We start from the raw sequence: 13,792 nt of genomic DNA, 5'->3' as shown, positions 1-13,792 counted from the left end.
GGACTTGGTTTTGAAACCATCGACCACCGTCATCCGCATCTTGATTGGATGTCCTTCCTTGTTCAGGGCCACTGCTGCCACAAACGGCGTCTTGCCTGCCGCGCCCCGACCCCGTTTGCCACCACGGCGCTCGCCACCCCAGTAGACATCATCGAGCTGAATGATGCCGCTGATGGGCTGCTTGTCATCGGACTCTTTCATGGCTTGCAGCAGCTTGTGCTTGAGCATCCAGGCGGTGTCATATTTGACGCCCAACTGGCGCTTTAGCTCCATCGCTGACAAGCCTGTTTTGGTTTGTGACAACAGGTGCATTGCCAGAAACCACTTGGTCAGTGGGAGCTTGGTGTTTGCGAAAATCGTGTTTCCAGTCAATGACATCTGGTGACGGCAGTGATTGCATTGCCACACACGTGGCCGCCTTCTCAGGCGACAACAGGTCTTGTTGGCACATTCAGGGCAGACAAAGCCGTTAGGAAAACGCCAAGTGAACAGCGCGTTTTCGCACTGAGCCTCAGTGCCATAGTCCTTGAGAAACTCAAACAGGCTGTAGCCTTTCTGGAATTGGATTTTGCTTTTGGCCATGATCTCGCACCTCGATAACTGTACGTAACATCAGTATAGTTCGTGGTAACTGACTGCTAATCATGGGTAATCAGGTACTGATTTGCCTGTGCCGAACTCTGCTTTCGGTGCATTTTCCGACTCAATAAAAACTGCATTTAACACCGACAAATCTTTGTACTCAAGAGCATTCCAGTCTGCGTTATCGAATATCTGCCGTAAGTTGCGCTCGAAGTAATTGTCTAGATGCTCACAGGCTTGCCAAATCTTGCTGTAGAATGCCTTTTCGGTATTTATTTTCTTTAAAAGCCGTGCTTTTAGCAGGTCAACAGGTTCTAACTGAATGCCTGCAGTATTCATGCTAGAAAAAAGTCGATTCAGATCCATACTAACCGGTACGATGTTGTTTACCCATACCACTTTAGTGAAAAGGTAATTGGCAAATGCTGTGAGATCGAAGTTGTTAACACTCTTTAGTTTTTCAACGTATTGATGCAACACTCTCAAATTGGCTGCCAGTTGGCGCAAGTACTCATCTTGTTTAATTTCCTCATCGCTTGGTCGTGGCAAATCATCCAATTCAGCAAAGCTACCAAGCAAGTTGCTTACTGATTCACGAATTTCAAAACAGAGACGTGACTGTTTGCCAAGCACCGATACTTCCCCTAAAGCAGTGGGTATTTTTGAGGCTTTAAAAGCAATAGAAATAAGCATCAAGGTGGTAGTACGCTGCTGGCCATCAATCAACTCGTACAAATTATGCGTTGCAGTCTCTCGACGGGCAGAAAGCGCACTGCCGATAAAGTATTGGACTTCTTTTGATTCAAACGCCGTTTTTATATCTTCGAACAGCCTCACAACATCCTCATCAGTCCAGACATAAGGCCGTTGGTAGCTAGGAATGAGGAAACCCAACTTACGCTCATGTACTTGTTGTAACGTGAGCAGTTCTGTTTCGACTTTATTGGAAATAAACGATGACATGATTACATGCCTCCTACCACTTTGTGCGTTAAAGCTTGAGCGAAGCCCTGCTTATAATCCTCTGGTCCCAAAGGTAATTCAAAGAACTGACAAACTTTGTTCATATAACGTTTTTTCACACTGTTACTGTCGAGGTTGCTGCCATCCACGGTGAGGACAAAGGTATCTAGGTATTGGAAACATTGACCGGGCGTATAGCTAAGCGCAATCCAATCCAAAACAGGCGTCTCTCTGACAAAGGCATAAATAGAGTTTTCACGAACGGTCTTTTGATTGCTAACTCGACGTGAATACACCACGCGAAATAGCTTTTGGGCAGCTTCTTCTAGCTGGTTTTCTCCAAATTGACTGATGTATTGAAGCAAGCAAGTCTTGTAGAGCCCTTCGAGATAATCGCAGCCTTCCAGACCTTTCAACCAAGCTATAAAAACTTTATAACCAGGTAAATGGGGCAAATCCGGCTTTTCCCAGTAATGTTGATACAGGCTTTGAAAGTAGCTTAAATACCGAATGCTGTTCACACCTGCATTCAACGGCTGACGAAGATCGTAACCTTGTTGGGCAAGATGATGGCTTATCTCGCCAGCCAATCCAATCTGGCGATACACTCGCCCAAAAGCAATATCTTCCCCCTTTCCAGTTTGTTCGCCTAGTTCGAAGACAATGGCGTCACGAAGCTGTTTTTTCTTTTGGTGCGAAGGCAGTTCACGCATATTTATGTGCTGCCAATAACGGGCTTTTAATAACGCGCTGACGGTATCATCCAGCTTGCCTAATGATTCCCACTGTGTTGCAAACATCTTTTGGTGTAGGGAATGGACAGCTCGTAGGTGGTGAGCCTTAATAATATCTGTACCACCTAGACGCACACCGCCGGTATTTTGCGTTTCAAAAAATCGATAGGCATCATCTTCAGTCTGTGTGATCACCAAGGTAAATTGCAGTTTATTAAAATCCAACAGTTCTTGCCAATACTCTGGTTGTTCACTAAAACTGCTTTGCAGCCATTTTAAGTTTTGCTTAATCTGCTGCTGGCTAATGGGATGTTCATATTCCAGTGAGTTGACCAATGGCAAGCTCTGGCCTTGTTGCAGCAGGCTGGCAATCAGCACCAGAGTTGTTACCCTTTGCTGACCATCAATAATGTTCAATTTCCCGTTTTCCTGATGCAAGATCAAACTGCCAAGATAGTAGGGTAAGTCTGAAAGCTGCCTGTTTTGCGCTCTAATATCTGTTAAAAGTTGTTCAATTTGTTGCGCTTTCCAGCAATAAGGGCGTTGATATTCAGGGATAGATAATTGACCAACAATTCCTTTCCCATCAACACTGGCTATCAGTTTACCCTCGAAAATTTCAGCAGCTGTACGCGTTAATACCCTAACTGTCATCCTTTCTCCTTTATCATTTACCTTAAACTTTGCGCTGCTTGCTGTAGTGGCGTATTTAAGCGCCTGCTACATTACATCTCGGCCACTGTCGTCCAGCTTGTTTCCAATAATGCCATCTTTATCGAGCGCGACTAAATCTAAGTGTTCACGAAGTGCCTCTGGCGCAGAAAGAAAAAGCGCAAAGCAATCGAACTCCTTGCGAATAATCAACAGCTCTTCACCGAGTTATGAAGGTTCATGTGCCCGGCGCACCCTACATGGAAGCGTGATTAGATCACAGATGATCTGCCCGTTCAAATTTCATTAACAAAGTGCGATCCAGCCTTGCCATAAACCCCATTCACCTTCATGCCTACGCACTACCGCAGCACTTGCAAATCCGTACTCTTTAGCTTGAAGGTACAGCCTTGTTCGATGCGCTCCTCCCGATTTGCCAGCACCAGAGGGTAGAGCAGGGGATGTTGTTGGTGTTCGCCGTTATAGCTCACTAGCATCCGCTCCAATGCGTAATGCACCAAGGGGATCCGTTCGCTGATCAATAGCCGGTTCCCGGTCATGGCATAGTCGCTGGCAATAATGGTCTGCTGGCTGGTGCTTTCTATCTGCCAGATCTTAGTGATTGAAGAGGCAGGGCAGTCGTTGCCCCGCCATCTTGCGGCTGGTTAACCAGCCAGCTCAACCACCGGATAACAGGCATCTCCCCACAGGGTATCGGGATGAACCATCATCAACTCGATGATCACCGGGACCAGTTTGCCGAGCAGGTTGGCACAATCCTTCAGTTGTTTGCGATTGACCGAGCTGTTCCAGGTCGCACCGCCATGGATCAACTGGTTGCGCAAGGTATAGAGGCGGTTAAACACCACGCCCAGCAACTGCGGGGTATTGCCGCTGGCGAGTGCCTGGTTTGCCATCTTCTTGCCTTGTGCCAGCCGCTCTTTCCACTGGGCTTCGCTTATCTTGCCGCTGTGATAATCCCAGAAGCCTTGTAGTACAAACGGGGTATCCAGCAGTATGCGGATACTGCCCGAGAACTCCTGCCAGACCAGATGTTCGATCTTTTTGTGCTCATCCAGGTCGCACAGTTTCTCCAGAAAGCCTTTGAAGGTCTCCTGTTCCGAGAGGCGACGATCGTCATCGATTTCAGTGGCATAAGCTGCATTGAACGCAATCCAGAGAAAGATAAAGCGCCCATCTTCATCTTCGGCCATTTCAGCGCGTTGCAGCCAGCTTATTGCACGATGAACTCGCAGGTTGAGATTGCTGGGAGAGTGTTCACGCAGCGTCCGGTGACGGGTTTTCAACTGTTCAAAATTCAACGATGATCTCCTTCTCAATCAGATGAATAGCCAGCTTTGGCAACCATGCTCTCTGTCCTGCTGCTTGAGCATCTGGTTGGTGACGAACTGGCTGGAATAGCGAGGGGTAATAACAGCGATTACTTGCGGATGACACCCTTCAGCGTCGCAATGGCCAGTTCCACCATGGTGGCCGACGTTTTTTCCAGTGGGGCATGGTGGCACTCGGGACAGGCCTCAAACCAAGTGTGGCCACGTACCATAACGTCGCTCTTGGGGACAACCGTCTTGTGCCAGCCACATGTTGGGCAGCGATAAGTAGAAGGGGGTGGTTGTATCGGCATGATATCCCTCAGGCAAGATCCATTTGACCCAGACTAACACGGCTCAAATTATTGCCGTTAGATCCTTGTTCACACTCTTTTTAGGTAAGCGCCGCTAAATCGACGTACTTGCCTTAACGGTATTGCACCACTTTTTTTGAAATCGGCTCCAGCACATAATTGATATACGCTGACGGCTCCAGTTGATTGGCTTTGGCGATCTCCAGCAACGAGTAGCAGGTCGCACTCGCCTTGGCGCCTTGCGCGCTATCAGCGAACAACCACGCCTTGCGACCCACCGCGAAGGGGCGGATCGCGTTCTCCGCCAGGACATTGCTGATGTGCAGATCGCCTCGTTCGCAGTAACCCGCCAGTGTAGTGGTCTAATCATCCCGGACACCATTTTAGGTGGTACAGTCGCCACCATGACTTGAGGTGTTCAATGACAAGATTACGTCGCTCATTTACTGCTGAATTCAAACTCGAAGCCGCATCCCTGGTACTCGACCAGGGATACTCTGTCCCCGAAGCCAGCCGTTCACTGGATGTCGGTGAAACCATACTTCGCCGATGGGTTCAGCAGCTTCAATCCGAACGAACCGGCACCACCCCAATCGGCAAAGCGCTGACCCCGGAGCAGCAGATAATCCAGGAGCTGGAAGCCCGCATCAACCGGCTCGAGCGCGAAAAGGACATTCTAAAAAAGGCTACGGCTCTCTTGATGACGGACGAGTTCAAACGTACGCGCTGATAGACCGATTAAGAGAGCAAGCCCCTATCACTCTGGTCTGCTGTGCTTTCGATGTTCCAACATCCTGTTTTTACGACTATCTGGCCCGCAAGCGGACGATTAACCGTGAGCGGATGCAGCAACGCAGCGAGTTGCGCCGTTTGTTCAAAGAGAGCCGGAACTCAGCGGGCAGCCGCGCCTTGATGTCGATGATGCGTGAGCTGGGGCATCAGATTGGCCGATTCAAAGTGCGCAGTCTGATGAAGGAGGTCGGTCTGGTATCCAAGCAACCGGGCGCTCATCGCTATCAGGTCGCCCGGTCTGAACGACCGGATATTCCCAATCTGCTGGCCCGTGAATTTGATGTCCAGCAGCCCAATCAGGTGTGGTGTGGCGATATCACCTACGTCTGGGCAGGTGGTCGTTGGAATTATCTGGCGGTGGTGCTCGACCTTTATGCCCGCCGAGTCGTGGGCTGGGCGATGTCTGACAAGCCTGATGCAGAGCTGGCAATAAAAGCGCTCGAGATGGCCTATCAGCAGCGGGGTTGCCCATCAGGTGTGCTGTTTCACTCAGACCAAGGCAGCCAATATGGCAGCCGGGTATTTCGGCAGCGGCTGTGGCGCTATCGCATGACCCAGAGTATGAGTCGGCGTGGCAACTGTTGGGATAATGCACCGATGGAGCGGTTGTTCAGGAGTCTGAAGACAGAGTGGCTCCCGACAACGGGATATATGAACCTGCGGGAGGCGAAGCGGGATATCAGCTATTACCTGATGGATTACTACAACTGGCGGCGTCCACATCAACACAATGACGGGATCGCGCCAGCAAAAGCCGAGGATCGGCCTAACCAAGTGTCCGGATTTAGTTGACCACTACACAGACAGGGCCACTGCGCCAGCGTGTACTCCATCGCCCTACGCGTCAGCGATCCTTTCATCACCTTGCCGACGTTATCTTCCAGCCAGGTTTTGAACTCATTTAGCAGGGGAACACTCCGCACCTGCCGCGCCTGATAGCGCTCGGCATCACTGCGCTCCCGCTGTTCCCGCTCGATGGCATAGAGCTTACCTATGTACCCCAGGGCCACGTCGGCCTTGCTGGCACTGGGCTTGTTCTTGCCCTTCGCAACGGACGGTGCCGCCTGGGTAGCCTCGATAAATTTGCGCCGGGCATGGCCCCAGCAGCCGATGCGGGTGAGCCCGTTGCGCGCGCACACTTCCCCATAGCCGGCGTAGCCATCTGCCTGCAGGACCTCCCCTTTGTTGCCCAAACAGGCATTGTCGCAAGGCTTCTAAATCGTCCTTACGCGAGTGGTATGGCACCAACTAATTTGTCAATTTCAGCCAATGCTGACCAAAGGTAATCTTATGCAACCAATTTCTTCCCGAGCACGAAGACATCAGCGCCGTCATCGAAAAAAACGAGCGCAAGCCCTTACTACAGACCAAGGTTATCGCCCCAATATCATCTTCTTCACCGGGGCCGGCTTGTCAGCGGAAAGCGGAGTGCCCACGTTCAGAGGCAAGGAGGGTATTTGGCATCACGATGAAAACTGGCGCTATTCCCAAGCGAGCAGCCTGGACACGGATCTGGCTGGTTTCCTAGCCTTTCACAACCAGCGGCGTCAAACCATGCTGGAAGCATCCCCCTCGCAAGCCCACTATCTGATCGCCAGGCTACGGCCGAAATATCGTGTCGGGATCATCACCCAGAATATTGATGACTTACATGAGAGGGCAGGTAGCCATGGTGTTATTCATCTGCATGGTTCAATCCGGTTTTGGGTACCCAAGGGCTTTCGTAGTCCAAAGTACCGGCAGCCGTGGCACAAGGATATAAAAATGGACGAGCGCTGCCCACGTACCCGCTCACAGTTGCGCCCCGATATCGTGCTGTTTGGTGAGACGGTTTATGAGTATCAACACGCTCGTCGCTGGCTCTGCGAGGCCGATATTGTGATAATTATCGGCACCAGTTTGCTGGTTGAACCTGCATTCTCTTTGCTGCAAAACATCAACCCAGGCGCATCTGTCTATTACATCGACCCCGACCCCGGGTTGTCATCCCGACTGCCGTTTCCCGGTGAGCAGATTGTTGATGGGGCTAATCGCGGTGTTGTTCGCCTATTGCAGAAAATATGTCATGACTGATGAGCCTGTAGTGACCAAGAGGAGGCAACATGAAATTGTTTCTGGACGATGAGAGAGAAACACCGGCAGGGTGCGTTCGCGTATTCTGGCCAGACGAAGCGATTGCATGGCTAAAAACAGGAGCAGTGACAGAAATGAGCCTCGATCATGACCTAGGTGATGATAATAGAGGAACAGGCTACGACGTTATTCTTTGGATAGAAAAAGAGGTAATGACCAATCACTTCATCCCACCCCAAATTCGTGTTCACTCAGCGAATGTCTCCGCACGAAGAAAAATGGAATTGGGTATTATGGCTATTAATGATTTTCTGGCTAAGCCATCACGGAACGCCCCAGATGATACAAATTGTGTTCGCTGACTCAGTGACTTGAGAGAGGGCCAATTGAATAAAGCCGGTGGGGGGCATGTTAGGCTGCGGTGGATTCAACTCTGAAGCAAAACCCTACCCTAAAGGCAATCAAGGAGACAGAACGAGCACTGCCGCCATTGAAATTTACATGTCATGACCATGAGCCATATTGATACACGACCATTTTCATTGCTTTTATAATATACGGAAACAGTTTTAAAGTTCATTTTTATAGTATGAGCATGGCGACTTGCTTTTATATATCATAAAAGCAAGTCGCCTAAATATAGGGCAAATTGACACATGCGCAGATGATGTTTTAACCTCCTAAAAAACAGGAGGCTATATGAACAACAATGAACCGGCACTCATAAAAACCAAAGCGCTTTTGAAAAAGCTTGGCATATCCAGATCGACACTGTATAGATGGATTAAAGAACACAAATTCCCACCGCCACACAATAAAGGTTTTTATTCTACCGAAGAGGTCAGCAGTTGGATATCAAGGGAAAATCGCTCATCTTAGATGATGAATTACACCGCTTTTTTATGACTCCATTATATTTACATTTCCTGAAAGGATTTCACAGCCTCCATTAATTTTTTATCCCATAACTCATATGCCTCACGTTGCTCATTGGTCCAATCATGAAGATTGTAGATGGCCATGACACCGGCCATCCTGTGACCAAGCATTTTCTCGGTTACCTGTGGCATGATGCGCTCCTCCGATAAACGCGTACTCAGCGTCCGACGCATATCGTGCATACGCCAATACGGAAGATCCAGTTTCTCTCTCACCCGCTCTGCAAGCTGGATAAGAGACGCACTACTTAATGACTGCTTTGGATTCACCGGCGAGCGACATACAGGGCCGCCCTTTAGCCGAGATTTCGCCGCCGCTTCTTGCAGCAACATCATCACCCGGGTAGGAATAGGCCGACGTATTGGTGATCCACTTTTGGCGCGAGCAGCGGGAACCGTCCAAATTTGCTCCTCCAGATTAAACTCACTCCACTGCGCACCCAATGCCTCGCCGCTGCGACAGCCCAACAGGATCACCAGTTTGGCCGCCAATTTTAATCCGCGACTGGCCCTACTCTGTTCGAATGCAATCCAAATCTGAGCGAGTTCACGCATGGTCAGCACACGAGTCCCCCTCTCTGGTTGAGAGCCCACATCCTCGGTACGTAAATTCAATACCGGTGAGCCGCCAATAAGATTACGCCGAATACAAAAACTAAGAATGGACTTCAGTCTGCGTAATAAATGACCGGCATTTTTGGGCTGTTTCTTGCCAATTTTATCAAACCACTCCAGCCAGCTGGAAAACGGGATCTGTTCAACCGGGATACCAATAAACAGAGGTTCGAAATAGCGCTGCATGGTATGCTCATAGAGCGCGACCGTACGGGGCCGCAGCTTGGGCAGATGGTGTTCTCGAAAATGCTCGCAGCACTGTTTAAGTGTGACATCATGCTTCTGGTGGAGCTTATCCCAGAAAACTCTGGGATGTTCATTACGCTCGAGTGCACCACGGATAGCAGGGATCAACGCCCTGGCATCAGCGAGTTTAAGGTCGGGATAGCGTCCAATTTTGAGTCTCGCCGCTTTTCCTTGCCAGCGATAGCGATACTGCCATGAGATGGTGCCTCGCTCAGTGACCCGAGCTGACAATCCATCACGATCTGACAATTCAGTCTTGCCAAAGTAGGGCTTACCATAGAGTGCCCGTAGCTTCGCATCAGTAAGTGGCATATGACTCTCCTGTTATTGGTCATCTGATTTTTCACTGACACATTAACGCGCCCTGACGTGTACACAGATACGTACCAAACTGGTCTGAAACGGACTGAATCAAGATCGGACAAAGTGAGACAATCTGAGATGACACTCCGTATAACGACTTGTTTTTCAAGCATATAAACACAATTTAGAACCACGAAATGAGCCAGCAGACAAAGCCTACCTTCTATTTCCACGATTACGAGCCCATGTCACAAGGCTATGAATTTAAATGAATAAGTGACTTTAATTTTTATTCTGTACCACGTTTTGTACCGTTTCAGATGATGTACACCTTTGACCGCTAAGCTGACATACACCCAACATTTGTGCCCCGGCGCATGGCCGGGGCGGGTTCAAATCAGGCCCACACTCGCACGGGCGTCACCGGGTAGGTTCGCTGGGCATCCAGGGCCGTAGCCAGCTCGTCAGAGGTGGTGCGCACGTTGACATGGTAGCCAGACACCGGGGCGGTGACGGGCACCTCCTGGCCATCGACCAGGGAGGTTTCGCCGGTGGGCTGGTAGATGGTGCCGATCACATCGAGCGCGGCGTCAGGGTGATAGAGCGCCCCGCTGTCGGGATCCTGGATAAAGCCAGCCGTCTTTAGGGCCAGCGTCATGGCTGACTTGCTGCCGGCCTTGAGGTAGAGATCAATCATGGGTCTTGTCCTTCCAGAAATACCAGCCGCCTGCGCGGCAGGCGGCCCAGAACAACCAGGCAAGCAGCGGCTTGCTCTGGGCAATCATGCACTGGCGCAAACGCCGGTCGGCCTCAGTACGGGATACCGTGCCCTTGGGGCCATAGTCGTGGTCATGCTGCTTGCAGCAACTATTGGTGTCGGGTGAGACGGGGCCCAGCCCGGTGCAGTAATGGCGGGTCATGACGAGGCCGCCTGACACTGAATGTCTGTGAGTGATGAGTTCCAGATATTGATGTTGCGCAGATGGCCATTGAGGCAGCGGTCTGGGGTTGTGATGTAGCCAAGCCTCAGCACATCCGGCATACCGGATGCAGACGGTATCGCTGTAACGGACTGACCAACTTTTACCCCATCAATGAAAAGGTCGCACACATTCTTGTTGATGCGATAGCAAACCTTATATCTGCGGCGAGGTGTTACAGAGAATGCTTGTGTCACGCCAGCTGCAGCCCGGATCGCCTGGAACGTGGATGGAGCCCCAATCCTAGTTATAAAGCTGCCAATGCCGCTGCCACCGCTGCCTGCAATACTATGCGATCCAACAGGCGCCCCTGCTGTGTCAAATTCCATCGCGATGGTAAGAGTTTGGCTAGCATCAATCCCCTGCATGTTGCCAGGCCACGGAATATCACAGCGAGTTGTCGCCGGGCGGACAGTTTGCGCACTCGTTGCGTTCTCGATGTAGGGCGTGGCAAACGCCTTGGCCTCCAGTTGCACACGGCGGTAGGTCATCGAACCTGAGGCACCGACTACACTACCGAAAGGGTAAATTCTGAACGGGCGCGCTGAATTTACTAATGTCACCGTTAACTCAACACGCCAGTATTCACCGGCATCCGAAACCGCCTCACTGCCTGTGCCGCTCACAGTAGTTTCTGTGATGGTGATGTCGCGGTCTGGCGCGGGACTATCATAAACCCGGATCCGGCAATTCAGCCCTGCCGTCTTTAATATATCCAAGCTGAATGTGTGGGCACCGGTGGTTGGTGCAATGAAATCTTTATATGAACCATTACTAATAGCTGGGTCACCGGAGCCAGTCAGCGTAATCCATCCTGCCGGAGTTTTTGCCCCGTGAGCCCAGTTTAATGCGCCGCTAGTTCCTCCCCAGCTAATACTCGGGGCCGCCAGATTCACCGACTGATCGAAAATGGCCAACCCCTGCTGCTCGATGGCCATCTCACCGGCTGGCACCGTCACCAACCGCCCTGATTTGTCGAGCATTGTCTGCGACCCCAGCCGCTCGTAACTGACCAGCTGGGCAACGGGAGTCGTGCCGACCAGCACCGGCGCCCCTTTGCCATGCAGCAGTTGACCGTCAGTCGTGAATGGGATTGACACATCCGGGGTCGGCAAACGCGCCGCCAGCACAGCACTTGCTGCAGCCACCGCCGAGACTGCCGCTTTATCAGCCTCTTCCTTTGCCCGAGCCGCCTGCCCTTCGCCTTCGCTGGCGACTTTCTTCCAGCTGGGGATGGTGGTGTTGGCGCCGGTGTCCGGGTTGAGAATGGACACATCCCCCGAGCCGGTCAGCCAGGTCATCATGCCGTCAAACCAGGTGCGGTACTTGCCGACCAGGGAGGCCAGGTCGGCGGCAAACTGGCTGATGGTCGAGGTTCGGGTGATGTCGATCCGGTACGCCTGGTTAGCCAGAGTGCCGCCGCGATAGGCATCAACCAGCAGGATGCTTTCATCGCTGACCACCGTATCCACTTCATAGGCGGCATTGTCTGGGCCATAGAAGGTGTGGCCCTTCTGGATAGGGAGTACGCCGGTTTTCCACTTGGTGCCAAAACCGGTGACGGTCTTGCTGCCGTTCGTCACCGTCACGTTGCCGGTGCGTTGCCAAAGTCCTGCCATTGCAAAGTTCCTTGAAAAGAAAACCCGGCACATGGCCGGGTTGTTATGGTTAAGAGAGATCGGGGCTTGATATATAAAGTTGCGCAGTCGTCATGTCGTTGCCATCACACCCAGCAATGGCATAACTGCCGCTGGCACCATCACCACCCATCCTGACAAATCTGAACTGGACTGCGTAGGTGTGCGGATTACCATCGCCAGGTACAAGCGCGGTTTTTGATACTCCAATACCGCCTCTAGCTCGCTCTTCACGTGGGCCTGAGCTGGGATTAGATGTGGCCGATACAGAAATGGAAAACGGCGCAATATGCTCAACGGTGGCCCCATCCCTTATTATCCTCACCTCATAGTGCCCAGTGGCCGTCCTGGTGAGCAATGAGCTGCCTGAGCTCTCCACTTTGCACAACACCTCATAGTGACCAGCTGACGCCGATATTTCGATGACACGGCTTACCCCCATCCCATTGCTGACGCGAATAGTGGCCGCCGTGCGCCACGATGAATCGGTGTTGTCAGGTAGAGATGTGCCGCCGTATATCCGTTTTACATAAAAGCCTCCCTCCACTTGCTCAGCTCTAAGTTTCCCCAGTATCAAGCAGTTCTCACGAATGGTGACGTTGTTCATCGTGCCGGAGTTGGCCAGCACATTGCCCTGGAACGTCCCATTGGAAAAATAGACATCACTGCCGTAGATGCGCCCCATGGAATCGATCCCTGCATTCCACTTCTTACCATAGGCTCCGAACTGGCCGGTGGCGTTTTCCCCCAGCCAGAGATCCCCCCCACGGAAAGAGCCACCCTCGATGAGGGAGCCTTTCAGGTGCTGCACATTGATGTACTTGGCGATCACGTTGCCGATCTCGGCCGTGTCCATCATGGCGTGGTTCATGTAGACGGTGCCGTTTTTGATGACGAACGGGTGGCGCTTTGTCGTCGCACCGCCCGCCCTCGACATCACGGCGAACACATCCGCATCGATCACGAAGGTGCTCAGCACGGTGCCATCTTCATTCAGCTTGACCGACAGGCCAAAGCCAGCCCCTTCCCCCGCGATTTGGGCCTTGGTGTACCAACCCGCCTCCACGTTGCCTTTCAGGTCAGCCACCGCCTTGGCTGCCGTTTCTACGGCTGCCGTGGTTTGGTTGAGGCTGGCTTGAACCTTGGTGATGGCGTCGGCGTTGGCTTTGTCCCCATCCACCTGAGCCTGCTGGGCCTGCTGAATGGCCGACCCCAGGGTGGTGTCACCACTGGTCACCTTGGCGGCGAGTTGAGTCAGCTGCTCGGCCAGCGCCTGATCCCCCTGCGCCTGGGTGCGCTGGGTTTCCAGGATGGCGGCGTTGAGCGTCTGGTCATCCCCTTCCAGGGTGGCTTGCAGTTGATCCATGCGGGCGGCCAGGGCGCTGTCGCCGGTCACCTGGGCTTGCTGGGTCTGCTTGATGGCCGCATCGAGCGCCTTGTCACCCGTCTCCACCTTGGCCTGCAACTGGGTCAGTTGCTCGGCCAGCGCCTGATCCCCCTGCGCCAGGGTGCGCTGGGTTTCCAGGATGGCGGCGTTGAGCGTCTGGTCATCCCCTTCCAGGGTGGCTTGCAGTTGATCCATGCGGGCGGCCAGGGCGCTGTCGCCGGTCACCTGGGCTTGCTGGGTCTGCTT

At 52.2% G+C, this 13,792-nt stretch carries 13 protein-coding genes and 3 pseudogenes; 4 read left to right on the top strand and 12 right to left on the bottom strand.

Annotation, left to right across the window (positions count from 1 at the left end):
• The 6 genes and pseudogenes from HKD46_RS20240 to HKD46_RS20215 form a co-directional block, all read right to left on the bottom strand.
• Positions 1–582, bottom strand: a pseudogene (locus HKD46_RS20240) (IS1595-like element ISKpn3 family transposase); the annotation flags it as partial.
• Positions 583–642: 60 nt separating this feature from the next.
• Positions 643–1,545: a DUF262 domain-containing protein gene (locus tag HKD46_RS20235; protein ID WP_185219328.1), complete on the bottom strand. Its 903-nt coding sequence runs from the start codon at positions 1,543–1,545 to the stop codon at positions 643–645.
• A gap of 2 nt (positions 1,546–1,547) precedes the next feature.
• A complete protein-coding gene (locus tag HKD46_RS20230) occupies positions 1,548–2,933 on the bottom strand; it encodes a DUF262 domain-containing protein (RefSeq protein ID WP_171865891.1) in 1,386 nt (461 codons plus the stop codon).
• A 359-nt stretch (positions 2,934–3,292) separates the two neighbouring features.
• Positions 3,293–3,427 (bottom strand): hypothetical protein, encoded by a 135-nt coding sequence (locus HKD46_RS21540; RefSeq protein WP_260395837.1) that lies wholly within the window; start codon positions 3,425–3,427, stop codon positions 3,293–3,295.
• Between the two features lie 168 nt (positions 3,428–3,595).
• Entirely contained in the window at positions 3,596–4,252 is a 657-nt protein-coding gene (locus tag HKD46_RS20220; protein ID WP_104452860.1) for a HEPN domain-containing protein, read from the bottom strand.
• Between the two features lie 436 nt (positions 4,253–4,688).
• A pseudogene (locus HKD46_RS20215) lies at positions 4,689–4,928 on the bottom strand (transposase); the annotation flags it as partial.
• Positions 4,929–4,996: 68 nt separating this feature from the next.
• Between HKD46_RS20215 and HKD46_RS20210 the strand changes: the two are divergent.
• Positions 4,997–6,159 (top strand): IS3 family transposase gene (locus HKD46_RS20210; RefSeq protein WP_171865890.1). Its coding sequence is split into 2 segments (ribosomal slippage): positions 4,997–5,252 and positions 5,252–6,159, totalling 1,164 coding nucleotides; the frame shifts between segments, so codons are not numbered across the junction.
• 8 nt (positions 6,160–6,167) lie between these two features.
• Here HKD46_RS20210 and HKD46_RS20205 read toward each other — a convergent pair.
• Positions 6,168–6,542: pseudogene (locus HKD46_RS20205) on the bottom strand (transposase); the annotation flags it as partial.
• A 115-nt stretch (positions 6,543–6,657) separates the two neighbouring features.
• Between HKD46_RS20205 and HKD46_RS20200 the strand changes: the two are divergent.
• From HKD46_RS20200 to HKD46_RS20190, 3 genes are all read left to right on the top strand, one after another.
• Positions 6,658–7,440, top strand: coding sequence for a Sir2 family NAD-dependent protein deacetylase (locus HKD46_RS20200; protein ID WP_171865889.1), 783 nt, complete (start codon positions 6,658–6,660; stop codon positions 7,438–7,440).
• 29 nt (positions 7,441–7,469) lie between these two features.
• Entirely contained in the window at positions 7,470–7,802 is a 333-nt protein-coding gene (locus HKD46_RS20195) for a cyclic-phosphate processing receiver domain-containing protein (protein ID WP_171865888.1), read from the top strand.
• A 337-nt stretch (positions 7,803–8,139) separates the two neighbouring features.
• Positions 8,140–8,319 (top strand): AlpA family transcriptional regulator, encoded by a 180-nt coding sequence (locus HKD46_RS20190; protein ID WP_171865887.1) that lies wholly within the window; start codon positions 8,140–8,142, stop codon positions 8,317–8,319.
• Positions 8,320–8,357: 38 nt separating this feature from the next.
• Here HKD46_RS20190 and HKD46_RS20185 read toward each other — a convergent pair whose 3' ends face one another.
• The 5 genes from HKD46_RS20185 to HKD46_RS20165 all read right to left on the bottom strand — a co-directional run.
• A complete protein-coding gene (locus tag HKD46_RS20185) occupies positions 8,358–9,551 on the bottom strand; it encodes a site-specific integrase (RefSeq protein WP_171865886.1) in 1,194 nt (397 codons plus the stop codon).
• Between the two features lie 388 nt (positions 9,552–9,939).
• Positions 9,940–10,239: a hypothetical protein gene (locus HKD46_RS20180; RefSeq protein WP_171865885.1), complete on the bottom strand. Its 300-nt coding sequence runs from the start codon at positions 10,237–10,239 to the stop codon at positions 9,940–9,942.
• Positions 10,232–10,462: a hypothetical protein gene (locus HKD46_RS20175; RefSeq protein WP_171865884.1), complete on the bottom strand. Its 231-nt coding sequence runs from the start codon at positions 10,460–10,462 to the stop codon at positions 10,232–10,234. The genes HKD46_RS20180 and HKD46_RS20175 overlap by 8 nt, the downstream gene beginning before the upstream one ends.
• Positions 10,459–12,141 (bottom strand): LamG-like jellyroll fold domain-containing protein, encoded by a 1,683-nt coding sequence (locus HKD46_RS20170; protein ID WP_171865883.1) that lies wholly within the window; start codon positions 12,139–12,141, stop codon positions 10,459–10,461. Before HKD46_RS20170 ends, HKD46_RS20175 begins: the two co-directional genes overlap by 4 nt.
• Before the next feature lie 49 nt (positions 12,142–12,190).
• A partial coding sequence (locus HKD46_RS20165; RefSeq protein WP_171865882.1) for a phage tail tip protein occupies positions 12,191–13,792 on the bottom strand: 1,602 nt, incomplete at its 5' end.

The sequence above is a fragment of the Aeromonas sp. TW 6 genome, assembly GCF_013168745.1.
GTDB classification, from domain to species: domain Bacteria; phylum Pseudomonadota; class Gammaproteobacteria; order Enterobacterales; family Aeromonadaceae; genus Aeromonas; species Aeromonas caviae.
Note: the sequence above shows the minus strand (reverse complement) of the source record. Positions and strands in the feature narration are given on the sequence as shown.

Excerpts from the sequence above, each read along its gene's own strand:
- HKD46_RS20175 (WP_171865884.1), bottom strand. The coding sequence starts at position 10,462 with ATGACCCGCCATTACTGCACCGGGCTGGGCCCCGTCTCACCCGACACC.
- HKD46_RS20180 (WP_171865885.1), bottom strand. The coding sequence starts at position 10,239 with ATGATTGATCTCTACCTCAAGGCCGGCAGCAAGTCAGCCATGACGCTG.
- HKD46_RS20185 (WP_171865886.1), bottom strand. The coding sequence starts at position 9,551 with ATGCCACTTACTGATGCGAAGCTACGGGCACTCTATGGTAAGCCCTAC.
- HKD46_RS20235 (WP_185219328.1), bottom strand. The coding sequence starts at position 1,545 with ATGTCATCGTTTATTTCCAATAAAGTCGAAACAGAACTGCTCACGTTA.
- HKD46_RS20190 (WP_171865887.1), top strand. The coding sequence starts at position 8,140 with ATGAACAACAATGAACCGGCACTCATAAAAACCAAAGCGCTTTTGAAA.
- HKD46_RS20195 (WP_171865888.1), top strand. The coding sequence starts at position 7,470 with ATGAAATTGTTTCTGGACGATGAGAGAGAAACACCGGCAGGGTGCGTT.
- HKD46_RS20200 (WP_171865889.1), top strand. The coding sequence starts at position 6,658 with ATGCAACCAATTTCTTCCCGAGCACGAAGACATCAGCGCCGTCATCGA.
- HKD46_RS21540 (WP_260395837.1), bottom strand. The coding sequence starts at position 3,427 with ATGCTAGTGAGCTATAACGGCGAACACCAACAACATCCCCTGCTCTAC.
- HKD46_RS20170 (WP_171865883.1), bottom strand. The coding sequence starts at position 12,141 with ATGGCAGGACTTTGGCAACGCACCGGCAACGTGACGGTGACGAACGGC.
- HKD46_RS20230 (WP_171865891.1), bottom strand. The coding sequence starts at position 2,933 with ATGACAGTTAGGGTATTAACGCGTACAGCTGCTGAAATTTTCGAGGGT.